This is a genomic window from Komagataeibacter kakiaceti JCM 25156 (assembly GCF_000613305.1).
The window spans coordinates 1-12,215 of sequence record NZ_BAIO01000032.1 but is presented as its reverse complement, the minus strand read 5'-3'; the positions used below and the strand labels follow the sequence as shown (position 1 = coordinate 12,215).

The following is a 12,215-nucleotide window of genomic DNA, read 5'->3' as shown; positions in this document are numbered from 1 at the left end:
CCGCGCCGTACATACAGCGCCCCGATCCCCTTGGGCGCATGCAGCTTGTGCCCCGACAGCGACAGCATGTCGATCGCCGTTTCCTTCAGGTTCATCGGAACCTTGCCAACGGCCTGCACCGCGTCGGTATGGAACAGGGCTCCGGCTTCATGGGCGAGTTCGGCCAGCATCTCCACGGGGAAAATCGTGCCGGTTTCGTTATTGGCCCACATGATGGAGGCTATGGCGGTGCGCGGCGAAAGCGCCTTGCGATACGCCGCGACATCCAGCCTGCCGCGCGCATCCACGCCGATGTAATGCACCTTGACGCCACGGGACTTTTCCAGCCACGCGCACAGGGCCAGCACGGCGGGATGTTCCACGGCGCTTGTCACGATCTCATTACGCGCGCCCTGCGTTTCCAGCGCCGAAAGAATGGCCGTGTTGTCGGATTCCGTACCGCCGCCGGTAAAGACGATTTCGTGGTCGAACTGCGCGCCCAGCAGCGCCTGTAGCTGCCGCCGCCCCTTCAGCACCGCGCCGCCCACTTCCGAACCGAAGGCATGCATGGATGATGCATTACCGAACTGCTCGGTAAAGAAGGGCAGCATTGCGGCAACCGCGGCCGGATCGACACGGGTGGTTGCATTGTTGTCGAGATAAACCGCCTTCATCTTGCCCACTCCCTTATTTTCCGGCCGGAACCGGAATGACGCGTACCGGCATGCCCAGCCGTTCGGCCAGGCGCGCCTGAATGCCCTGCACCGTCACCGCCGCAAGCTGGCAGTTGACGCACGCACCGGTCATGCGGACCATCACGCGGTTATCTTCCACATCCACCAGTTCGCAATCGCCGCCATCGTTGCGCAACGCGGGGCGCAGTTCTTCCAGAACTTCCTCGATCACGCGGATCTTCTGCACCGTCGTCATCCTGGAAGCGGAGGGCGCGGGGGGCGCGACCGGGGATTTGCGCTGCTGGCGCCCCGGCACGACCGGAACCGCGCCCATGACAAAAGCCTGCGCCGGGTCAAGCAGCCCTTCGGCCACCATCTCGGCATTGGTCTTTTCCAGCACGGCTTCCACCCCCTCGACGCAGGTGCCGCAGCTTCCCGTCGCCTTGGTGAAATGGGCCACCTGCTCCATGCTCGTCAGGCCGTTGTTGCGAACCGCGCGCTCGATCATGCCTTCGTCAATGCCAAAGCACTTGCACAGCAGCGCGCCTTCCTCGTGGTCATCTTCCCAGACCTCGCCACGGTAGTTGGCTACCGCCGCGCGCAGCGCCTCGTACCCCATGACCGAGCAGTGCATCTTTTCAGGGGGCAGGCCACCGAGGAAATCGGCAATGTCCTGATTGGTGATCTTCAGCGCCTCATCAAGCGTCTTGCCGATAATGATCTCCGTCAGGGCGGAGGAGGACGCAATCGCCGAACCGCAGCCAAAGGTCTGGAAGCGCGCATCGGTAATTCGTTCCGATTCCGGATCTACCTTGATCATGAGCTTCAGCGCGTCGCCACAGGCAATGGCGCCCACTTCCCCAACGCCGCTGGCGTCTTCCAGCGTTCCCGCGTTTTTCGGGTTGAAGAAGTATTCCTGTACTTTATCAGAGTATTCCCACATGGGGCACGCCTCCCGTTACCTGGTGAAATCGCCTGGCACGCGTATTAACTGAAGGATTTTCCGCAAGAGCATTTGGATGCCGCGTTCGGATTGTCGAACGAGAAACCGGACTGTTCCAGCGTCACGACAAAATCGACGGTCGTGCCGTCCAGATGCGGCATGCTCTCCGCATCGACAAACACCTTCACGCCATCCATTTCCATGATCACATCGGACGGTTCGGGCGCCGAGACCAGCCCCATCATGTATTTGAAGCCGGAGCAGCCACCGGATTCCACCATGATGCGGATGCCGTCGACCGGACCGGCCGCCCCTGCGATGGCCGAGCGAACGGCGTCACAGGCACTTGGCGTCAACTGGATCATCGCGAACTCCTCTTTCCACGAAAGGTTTGTCTGGAAAGACGCAAGCCGCGTGCCAAGCATGGATGGGAAGTATCAACCACTTCTCCGTACGGGATCTGTCCGGTTTACAACTTTGTCGGCTTCCTGACGTGTCCGGACACGACAAACAAAAAATCCCGGCTCAGGGCCGGGACCGGAATTCCGCTTTGGTGAAGGTACGTTTTTTCATGCAACCCTGCCCGCCGCGATGCGCGCGAGCAGGCTTTCACCGTCTTCCTCCCCAAAGCACTGGTCGAAGTCGTCACATTCATCACAGACGGGCGTGGAACACAGGCTGTAGCCTTCATCGCGGCAGATGAGACGGAAGAAGAATTTTTTCCACTTCATGTCCGCGCTGTTGCGCCGTGCCAGCGGCTCGAAATGACGTTCGAGAAGCCATGAGAGTTCGCGCCTGTGGCGCAATCCCAGATCCTGCCACAGATGATTGGGCTCCATCGCGCGGCGGGCGACCAGGGCGGCAATCAACTGCCCCCAGGCCGTATCCTCCGTGCTGTTGCCCCGGCGCAGCAGGTCGCGCAGTGCCGCTTCGGTCTCATCCACCTCCGGCGCGGGCATTTCCGCCAGGCGTTCAAAACGCTCTTTGGCCCCGGGCAGCGTCCTGCCGACCAGTTCGACCATCTCCCGGCCGCCCAGCCCGGTCAACTGCGCGAGTGGGACCGCCCGCTCACGCGCCTGGACAAGGGACAACGCCAGAATGGATGCAACCACATGGGCATCGAACTGGTCGCATTCGCCCCCCGCGCTACCGGCCATAAGCCAGCCGTAGATATCCGTGGCCTGCATTGCTTTTCCATCCCTTCGGGTTTTCAGGCGGCTCCGTGTGTCTGGCAATCGGTCGGACAGACCCGAGCGCACGCGCCACAGCCTATGCAGGCCCCGTCATCCGCCATCACCATCACGCGGCGTTCGACATCTCCGTCGTCCTCGTCCTCATCATCGACAACATTTCCTTCATCATCGATCCCGCGCAGGGTCATGACACCACGGCCACAGACCTTGAAGCAGCGCCCGCAGCCGATACAGACCGCCGGGTTGATCGAAAGAAGATAATCCGGCTGCCATGGCCGGCCGTCACGGGTTACGCAATCCATGATTATTCCCCTGCCTTTTCTTCCGCGGCCCTGAGCGCCTCGCGCTTGGTGATCAGATCCGCATAGGCCTGATGGGCGCGTGCGGCGACCGCCGTGATTGTCTGCCAGTTGACGGGCAGATCCTCGGCCAGATCATGCAGGTCCATCTTGGCCTGCGTCGCCCGCGCGGACAGCTTTTTCAGTTCCGCCTTCATGTCCGCAATCTGCACCATTCTCTTTCTCCGTTATGCCCGTGCGACTTCTGGAAACTCTTCAATCTGCGCGATCGCCTGACGCACCGCCTTTTCGCCCTCGCGCGCCAGCACCGCGAGGCTGTCGAACCCGAAGCGGTGTACGTCGCGCAGCGACCTGGCCAGAACGACCAGCCGGCCGGTTGTCAGGATCACGCGGCCGAAACCTTCGTGGCTCATCTTCATCATGGGCGAGGCCATGAGCCCCGTTTCCTGCTCGATGGCCAGACCTACGGCCTGATAGAACGTCTCGACCCGCGCCAGCGTGTCGGGATCGGGATCGCTGATCATCGGCATGGCGCGGCGCTCTTCCTTGGTGACGATGTAATCATCCAGCAGCGCCGTATCCTTCTTGCGCTCCCACGCGCCGTACATGTCTTCCGCCCGGATGCGCCCGATCAGCGCCTTCATGAACGGTGTCGCCATGGGATCATCAACGACTTCATTACCTGTCTGCGACATCGTCAGTCCTCCTCATCCAGAAAATCCATGGAACGTGGCGTCGCGGCCCCCATCGCCTTGCGCAGCCATGGCGGCGGGTTGCCGGTCATCATGGTCTGTACCCGTTCGATAACCGACGGGATGCTCTGTGCGGCGGGCAGCTTGACGGGGTGGATGCGCGCACCGACAACCTTGGCCGCCGCCGGGCCGCCAATGGCCAGTACGAAAAGGAGATTGCAGCCAGCCAGGGCATCGACCTTGGGGCCGATCCTGTCATCTCCCTCGACCTTGTGCGCGCCAGATTCATCCGACACTTCATCAAAGCCCACGGCCTCGACAAAATGCGCCTCGTCCGGTGTGACGTCCCATACGGCAAACCGGCGCGCCGAGCCGAAATGCGCGTTCAGGGACTTCATATCCTGCGTCGCGATCGCGATACGCAGCCGGGGCACGGGTGCAGCCACGGCATCACCCGCACCGGCATCGGCTGGCGCGGGATCAATGAGCTGCAAGTGACGCGCTGTCATGCACAATCTCCTCGTTAAAGGGGGCAGTCCGCGCGGGCGCGAAATCGTCCGGCTTATGTTCATGCATCTGCCCATGAACAGGTTGGCGACACGGAAGATCAGATCCCGCGTGCCACAATATCCGACCGTCTGCATATGCGCCGTGCCAAGGCGGTCGAAAATGGGAAAGCCCACCCGCATCAGGGGGATGCCAAGACGTTCGGCGGACTGCCGGCCGTGGCTATGGGTAACCAGAAGATCCGCCCCGCCCGCCGCGCGCACGGCGTCTTCCATATCCGTCAGGTCACCGATAATGACGTTCTCCGTCGGGATGCGCGCCAGATTGGGGGAATTGGCGGTCGAGGCCACGGCCGCCACGATTTTGGCACCCATGCCGGTAAAGAACTGCGACAGGCTGAACAGGAGATCCGGGTCACTGGCAATGGCGATCCGCTTGCCACCGAAATGGAAGTGCCCGTCCAGCATCGCATCCAGAAGCTGGCTCCGCTGGCGGCGGTACCGGCCCGGCACCGCCCTGCCCGAAATATGCGAAAGCAGGGACAGCAGGCGGTCATTGGGCGCCAGCCCCGTCAGGGTGGGAAACACCGTAACCGGCACGCCCGTCAGGCTGCCCAGCAGATCGGCGGGCTGGCGCATATGCTCGCCAATGGCGATGGTATGGACGGCGCGGGCCATCTGCGCCACTTCCTCCAGCCGTGCGCCCCCCTGGGTGGTCGGGCACCAGTCCTCGGCTATGTGACCATCCAGCGAACCGGACAGGTCGGGCAGGATGACCGGATACAGCCCGAAACTCTCGATCAGGTCGCGCAGGTACTCAATATCGGCGGGGGTCTGGTTGACACCGGGCAGGACATTAACCTGCTGGAATGACGTGACGGCCGGGGACCAGGGCGCCACGACCCCCTCGATCACGGCGCTGACGGCGGCGGCCCATCCGTCTTCCAGCGCGCCGATGTAATCGGGGGTTGACGCGAACACGACGGACGTATCGGCCAGTTCGGGCTGGCGCGCCAGGATCAGTTTCAGATCCCCGGCATAATCCTCCCCCCGCGTTTCCACCAGCGCGGTGGAGGCGATCCCGATAAAGCGTGGCTTCATCCGGCGGTGCAGGTTCAGCAGCGCTTCTTCCATATTGCCCGCCGCGCCCAGAATGGTGGCGACTTCATCCATCGCGGTGGTCTGAAGCGGAATGGCCTCCTTGTAATGCCGGACAAGAAGAACAAGCGCGAAGGACGTGCATCCCTGCGAACCATGAAGCAGGGGCACCGCCCCCTCCATGCCCAGATAGGCCAGCGCCGCGCCCAGTGGCGTGGAGGACTTGAGCGGATTGATCGAGACGGCTTTGCGTGACTTGATGATTTCAGCCATTTAACCCTCCCGCGCCAGAGGTGTCAGGCGGGGCACGTTGTCGTCCAGCCAGTCTTCCGTATCGCCCTCCTCCCACGGGGCCAGCCGCCGTACATCGGCCCAGACCGGATTGGACAGGGAGCGGTCGAGTTCCTTCACCAGCGTCACCATGCCATCATATCCAGCATAGGCTTCGTGCCGTTCCTGATTGATGTCGAGCCATGGCACGCGCGCCTTCAGCGCGACAAACTGCGTGCGACCGCCCGACAGCAGGATGTCGGCGTCACCCCGGCGGAGCTGGGCGTACATCTCACGCGGGGGGATGCTGTCGACCATGTGGGCGTCACCACCCATGATGTCCTTGATCTTCTGCTTGTCGTTATCGGTGGATTTGCGGACCGAGGTGCCGACCACCACCATCCCCATCTCCTGCAGGGCCGAGACGATCGACCACGATTTGACGCCGCCGGTATAAAGCAGCACCCGCTTGCCAGCCAGACGCTGACGGTACGGTTCGATACGCGCCCAGGCACGAGCTTCCTCGGCGGTGACCAGCGCCTCGGTCCGCTCGATCAGGTCTTCCGGCGCGCCGCGCGACACCAGCAGTTTCGCCACTGAACGCAGGGCCGTTGACGTATCGCTTATGCCGTAAAACGAACCTTCGAAATAGGGGATGCCCCAGCGTTCCTCCATCTTGCGCGCGACATTGATGAGTGCGGTGGAACACACCATCATGTTCACTTTCGCACGGTGTGCGGACGCGACCTCGCGGTACCGGGCATCGCCGGTCACGCAGGCATGAACACGGATGCCCAGGACCTCGAATAGCGGACGGACCTGCCACAGCTCACCGGACAGGTTGTATTCACCTAAAATATTGATGTCGCAGGGGGTGCTGACTTCGGGCTCCATCGTGCCGATCACATGATCGAGCAGCGCCTCACCCGCCAGCTTGTTCCCCAGGTTCTTGGACCCGACAAATCCCGGCGCATCGACCGGTATGCACGGCGTGCCGAGTTTGTCGGATGCATAGGCGCAGACCGCGCCAATATCATCACCGATCAATGCGGGAACACAGGTGGAATACACGAAGACGGCAGGTGGCGCGTACCGCGCGATCACCTCCTTGATGGCTTTGTACAGCCGTTTTTCACCCGTCCCCATGACGATATCCATCTGGGACAGGTCCGTCGTCGCACCCAGCCGGTACAGTTTGGGGCCGGAGCTTGCCGCATGCCGGTTATCCCAGCCATTGCCCTCACAGGCCAGAGGTCCATGAACAAGATGCACCACATCCGTAATCGGCTGGAGCGCGATCTTGGCCCCGTCAAACGCACAGCCGCCCGCGGCGGCGCCAGGCGTCAACGGCTTGGAGCAACCTTTCTTGCGTTCCTTCTCGCCTTTTGCCGCGTTCTTGTCGCAGCCCGGCTCGTTGAACAGTTCGGCAACCTTCGCCTTCAAAGCGTCGCTCATCGTCCTCTCCAACCTATCTTCCCGCGCATCCGGGCGGCACGGGGCCGCCCGGCGCGAACATTAGCGTGTCAGATCAAAGGAATAATCCGTCACACCGGGGTCCATCGTATCGTCGTCCAGCTTGTCGAAGATCTTGTCCAGCAACGTCACCAGAACACGCAGCGCGCCCTGATAACCCCACACCGGGAAACGGTGATGGTGATGGCGGTCAAAGATCGGGAACATGAGGCGGATCAGCGGGGTATCAGTGTCACGCTCCAGATACTTGCCGTAGGAGTTGCCAATCAGCAGATCGACCTTTTCCGTCGCCAGCAGGGAGCGCATGTGCCACAGATCCTTGCCGCCCCACGCCTTGCAGCCGACGCCGAAGGGTGAGCTGTCGAACAGCTCCTGCATCTTGGCTTCCCATGCCTTGGAGCCATTGGTCGCCAGGCAGTGCTTGGGCTCGCCACCCGTTTCCATGATGAAACGCGCCATGCCGTAAACGAAATCGGGGTCACCGTAGATCGCGTAGGTCTTGCCATGCAGCCAGGACTGGCTGTCGGCCATCGCGTCGATCAGGCGGCCACGCTCCATTTCCAGTTCCTGCGGGATGGGCTTGCCCGACAGTTCGGAAATCGTCTGCAGCAGCTGGTCCGTGCCCGCGACACCCAGCGGGTAGTTCAGCGCGGCTGTCTTCTGGCCGAACGTCTCGCAATATTCCAGCGTCTTGGGCGTGCAGTATTCCTGCAGCGAGATCGTGGCCGCCGCGTTGACCGCGTCACGCGCCGCTTCGATCTTGGTGCCGCCGTCATACATGCGGAACTCACCGTCCGACGGGGTATCGAACTGGTCCGACACATCCGACAGGATCGTGTATTCCACACCCATCAGGCCGAGGATACGCTTGAGTTCACGGTTGTTACCCACCGCGAAACCGTCAAAGCCCGGAATGATATTGATGGACGTGTTCGGAACGGCCGTCTTGCCCTTCCAGAAATGATCCAGAATGCCCTTGAGCATGTTGTCGTAGCCGGTGACATGGCTACCGACGAATGCCGGGGTGTGCGCGAAAGGAACGTCGTATTCCTTGGGCACCGACCCCTTTTCCTTTGCCGTCTCGATGAAGGCATGCAGGTCATCGCCGATGACTTCCGCCATGCAGGTCGTGGAGACGGCGATCATCTTGGGGTCGTACAGCTTGTAGGTGTTGGCCAGGCCATCCACCATGTTGTTCAGGCCACCGAACACCGCCGCATCTTCCGTCATGGACGAGGAAACCGCCGAGGACGGCTCCTTGAAATGCCGTGACAGGTGCGAACGGTAATAGGCGACGCAGCCCTGCGAGCCATGCACGAAGCTCATGGTCCGTTCAAAGCCGGACGCCACGAAAACCGCGCCCAGCGGCTGGCAGGCCTTGGCCGGATTGACCGTAAGCGACGTACGGGCAAAGTTCTTTTCACGGTAGTCCCAGCTTTTGGTCCAGTCCGCGATTTCGGTTACTTTCTCAGCCGGAGGCATGTTCTCCAGCTTCGCCTTTTCGGCCAGCATCTGCTTGTATTCCGGTTCACGGAACAGCGGCGCATGGTCGAGGATCTTATCAACATTTTGAGGCATGGTAATGGGAATCCTTTCACATACCCGCGTGCGCCATACGGCACGCGGGCCGCTTTATGGCCTCAGGCAGCTTTTTTCCAGGGAGCCTTGAACATGCTCCAGACCGGATTGTTGATGGCGAGATCCATGTCGCGCGCGAAGATGGCGAAACCATCATAGCCGTGATACGGACCCGAATAGTCCCAGGAATGCATCTGGCGGAAGGGGATACCCATCTTCTGGACGGGGTATTTTTCCTTGATGCCGGAGCCGACCAGATCGGGACGCATGCCTTCGATGAACTTTTCCAGTTCATAGCCGGTCACGTCGTCATAGATCAGCGTGCCTTCCTTAACGTAGTGGCCGGTGCGCTGGTAATCATCGTTATGCGCGAATTCATAACCCGTGCCGGTGATTTCCATGCCCAGATCGTTATAGGCGTTGACCACGTGACGCGGGCGCAGGCCGCCGACGTACAGCATGACCTTCTTGCCCTCGAGACGGGGACGGAACTTTTCCAGGACGGCATCGACCAGGGGCTGGTACTTCGCGATGACCCGCTCCGCGCCTTCCATGATCTTGTCATCGAACAGTGCGGCGATCTTGCGCAGGGAGGCCGCGATCTGCGACGGGCCGAAGAAGTTGTATTCCACCCAGGGGATACCGTACTTCTCTTCCATGTGGCGGCAGATGTAGTTCATGGAGCGATAGCAGTGGATCAGGTTCAGCTTCGCCTTGGGCGCGCGTTCCATTTCCGCCAGTGTCGCGTCACCGGACCAGTTGCCAACCACGCGCAGGCCCATTTCTTCAAGCAGGATGCGTGAAGACCAGGCGTCGCCACCGATGTTGTAGTCACCGATCACGTTGACGTCGTAAGGTGTCGTCTCGAATTCTTCAGGGCTGTCGTTCTTGTCGAACACCCAGTCCCGGATCGCGTCATTGGCGATATGATGGCCGAGCGACTGGGAGACGCCGCGGAAGCCTTCGCAGCGGACCGGCACGATGGTCTTGCCGGTTTCTTTCTTCTTCTTGCGCGACACGGCTTCAATATCGTCACCGATCAGGCCGATCGGGCATTCGGACTGCACCGAAATACCTTTGGCCAGCGGGAACAGCGTATCGATTTCGTCGATAATCGTTTCCAGCTTCTTGTCACCGCCGAACACGATGTCCTTTTCCTGGAAATCGGACGTGAACTGCATGGTGACGAACGTATCGACGCCGGTGTTGCCGATATAGTAGTTGCGGCGCTGCGACCAGGAATACTGACCACATCCGACCGGGCCATGGCTGATATGGACCATGTCCTTGATCGGGCCCCAGACCACGCCCTTCGAGCCGGCATAGGCACATCCGCGGATGGTCATGACGCCGGGAATGGATTTCACATTCGACTTGACCGCGCAATCGCTGAGGAAATCACCCTCGGCGGTTTCTTCCGCGGTCGGGGCCTTCGCGACATTGAGATGCTTCTGCCGCCGCTTTTTGGCCTTGTCCGGGTACGCTTCCAGCACTTCCGCGATCAGGCGGGCGTGGAACTCGCTTTCGTTAACGTCTTTGTCCAAACTCATTTTCTTGGTCCCCTTCGTGGAAGCGGGAAACGATGTCCGGCAGTCTCCCGCCGGACATCCTGACAATCAGAGCGAAGCGGCGGCGGAGGCCTTGGCCTCCTTGGCTGCCAGTTCGGCAAGCGCCTGCTCGTCGGATTTCATGATGCCGAATTCCAGCAGCATGTCTTCCAGCTCTTCCATGGTGATCGGGGTCGGGACCGTGCCCTGGCCCGAATTCGCATGCACCTTTTCCGCCAGCGTGCGGTATTCGGCCGCCTGCTTGGAATCCGGCGCGTACTGGATCACGGTCTGGCGGCGCAGTTCCGCATGCTGCACGATATTGTCGCGCGGCACGAAGTGAACCAGCTTGGAGTTCAGGCGCTTGGCCAGCGCGTCGGCCAGGTCGTATTCACGGTCGGTCTGGCGTTCGTTGCAGATCAGCCCGCCCAGACGCACGCCGCCGGAATGGGCATACTTCAGAATGCCCTTGGCGATGTTGTTGGCGGCGTACAGGGCCATCATCTCGCCGGACATGACGATGTAGATTTCCTGGGCCTTGTTTTCACGGATCGGCATGGCGAACCCGCCGCAGACCACGTCGCCCAGCACGTCGTAGGAAACGTAATCGACGTCGTCATACGCGCCGTTTTCCTCAAGGAAGTTGATCGAGGTGATCACGCCACGGCCCGCGCAGCCAACGCCGGGTTCCGGACCACCGGACTCAACGCACTTGATGCCCTTGTAGCCCAGCTTCAGAACGTCTTCGAGTTCGAGATCCTCGACCGAGCCGGCTTCGGCCGCGAGGCTCAGAACCGTATCCTGCGCCTTGGCGTTCAGGATCAGACGGGTGGAGTCCGCCTTGGGATCGCAGCCGACGATCAGGATTTTCTGGCCCATTTCGACCAGCGCCGCGAGGGTGTTCTGAGAGGTCGTCGACTTACCGATGCCTCCCTTTCCATAAAAGGCGATTTGGCGAAGCTTGCTCATGATATCGTCCTGTTTTCCGATAAATCGCATGACTGCGGACTCTTAGGCCCGCCAATAAGGACATCCGCAAACAGCGTGCCATCGTGCAAAGATGAAAAAGAAAGGCTGTTTTACCTGCGACCGACAGTTTCCTGACCGTTTTGTCGTGCTTCATACAAAAGGCGACAAATCAGGCGATTGCACCCGCCGCTCCCCTTTCCCCATAAAAAAACCGCTGCGCGAAAACATGCGCAGCGGCCTGATCAGCCCGGAAAACCGCCCCCGCCAGTCATTCAGGCGGCCAGCAGATCCGTTATCGCGTCCAGGGAAATACAGACGGGGCGGATGCCGTTGATCTCCAGAAAGCGTAATTCATTACGCGACATCACTTCCGGCTCCACCACGGCGTAGTACGGTCCAGCGGAGCGCTTCATGATCTGCCGCGCGTAGATACGCAGCATCTGGTCATCAAAGCGACAACCCAGGAATACAAAGCCACATTCAGTACGCCGGAACCTGACAATGTCCGGAATTGGTGTCTGGATGTCGATTTCCGTCAGTACCTCGACATAATCGGAATCGGCAATCAGGTAATTATGGGCCGGTGTTACCGAACCGTGGGGTTTGTACAGAATGGTCTTCCAGTTCCGGGCTTCCGCCACCGGCACTTCCTGCCCGGCCGCGTCATAGGCGCGGAACCACTGGAATTCACCGATACCCGCGCGGGTGATGCCCTGAATCTCGCCCCACGCATCCGCCGGGCAACCCGTTTCCAGCGCCGTACGCATGGCGCCGTCGTACCAGGTATCGACAATCAGCGGCGGGGCGTAGGCGGCCAGCATTTCATGCAGCCCCACGGGCTTCACCGGTTCGGCATAGGCCTTGTCCATAAGCGCCGTAAGGGTGGAGCGGTGGCGGCGGCTTTCGATATACTGCGCCGCGGCCCACGGATTGCCCCGCGCCCGCTTGGGCAGGGCGACCTGGCTCCCCAGAAACGCGGCAAGGTCGGCGGGGC

The 12,215-nt window shown here is 61.0% G+C and carries 13 protein-coding genes; all 13 read right to left on the bottom strand.

The window, feature by feature from the left end:
• On the bottom strand, window positions 1-653 hold a 653-nt coding region (locus JCM25156_RS04210; RefSeq protein WP_025812241.1), incomplete at its 3' end, for an aminotransferase class V-fold PLP-dependent enzyme.
• Between the two features lie 13 nt (window positions 654-666).
• Window positions 667-1,596 (bottom strand): Fe-S cluster assembly protein NifU, encoded by a 930-nt coding sequence (gene nifU, locus JCM25156_RS04205; RefSeq protein WP_025812240.1) that lies wholly within the window; start codon window positions 1,594-1,596, stop codon window positions 667-669.
• Window positions 1,597-1,640: 44 nt separating this feature from the next.
• Window positions 1,641-1,961 (bottom strand): HesB/IscA family protein, encoded by a 321-nt coding sequence (locus JCM25156_RS04200; protein WP_025812239.1) that lies wholly within the window; start codon window positions 1,959-1,961, stop codon window positions 1,641-1,643.
• Between the two features lie 204 nt (window positions 1,962-2,165).
• Entirely contained in the window at window positions 2,166-2,783 is a 618-nt protein-coding gene (locus JCM25156_RS04195) for a nitrogen fixation protein NifQ (protein ID WP_025812238.1), read from the bottom strand.
• Between the two features lie 23 nt (window positions 2,784-2,806).
• Complete coding sequence (gene fdxB, locus JCM25156_RS04190; protein WP_025812237.1) at window positions 2,807-3,091, bottom strand: ferredoxin III, nif-specific; 285 nt, start codon at window positions 3,089-3,091, stop codon at window positions 2,807-2,809.
• A gap of 2 nt (window positions 3,092-3,093) precedes the next feature.
• A complete protein-coding gene (locus JCM25156_RS04185; RefSeq protein WP_025812236.1) occupies window positions 3,094-3,303 on the bottom strand; it encodes a CCE_0567 family metalloprotein in 210 nt (69 codons plus the stop codon).
• 12 nt (window positions 3,304-3,315) lie between these two features.
• The gene (locus JCM25156_RS04180; protein ID WP_025812235.1) at window positions 3,316-3,783 is read right to left on the bottom strand and encodes a NifX-associated nitrogen fixation protein; all 468 of its coding nucleotides are present in this window, start codon (window positions 3,781-3,783) and stop codon (window positions 3,316-3,318) included.
• Between the two features lie 2 nt (window positions 3,784-3,785).
• Entirely contained in the window at window positions 3,786-5,657 is a 1,872-nt protein-coding gene (nifN, locus tag JCM25156_RS21425) for a nitrogenase iron-molybdenum cofactor biosynthesis protein NifN (RefSeq protein WP_148299314.1), read from the bottom strand.
• Window positions 5,658-7,109 carry a nitrogenase iron-molybdenum cofactor biosynthesis protein NifE gene (nifE, locus tag JCM25156_RS04165; RefSeq protein WP_025812233.1) on the bottom strand — a complete coding sequence of 484 codons (1,452 nt, stop codon included), beginning with the start codon at window positions 7,107-7,109 and terminating at the stop codon, window positions 5,658-5,660.
• A 60-nt stretch (window positions 7,110-7,169) separates the two neighbouring features.
• The gene (nifK, locus tag JCM25156_RS04160) at window positions 7,170-8,705 is read right to left on the bottom strand and encodes a nitrogenase molybdenum-iron protein subunit beta (protein ID WP_025812232.1); all 1,536 of its coding nucleotides are present in this window, start codon (window positions 8,703-8,705) and stop codon (window positions 7,170-7,172) included.
• A 62-nt stretch (window positions 8,706-8,767) separates the two neighbouring features.
• Window positions 8,768-10,255 (bottom strand): nitrogenase molybdenum-iron protein alpha chain, encoded by a 1,488-nt coding sequence (nifD, locus tag JCM25156_RS04155; RefSeq protein WP_025812231.1) that lies wholly within the window; start codon window positions 10,253-10,255, stop codon window positions 8,768-8,770.
• A 66-nt stretch (window positions 10,256-10,321) separates the two neighbouring features.
• Window positions 10,322-11,221, bottom strand: coding sequence for a nitrogenase iron protein (gene nifH / locus JCM25156_RS04150; RefSeq protein ID WP_025812230.1), 900 nt, complete (start codon window positions 11,219-11,221; stop codon window positions 10,322-10,324).
• A gap of 272 nt (window positions 11,222-11,493) precedes the next feature.
• On the bottom strand, window positions 11,494-12,215 hold a 722-nt coding region (locus JCM25156_RS04145; RefSeq protein ID WP_025812229.1), incomplete at its 5' end, for an SIR2 family NAD-dependent protein deacylase.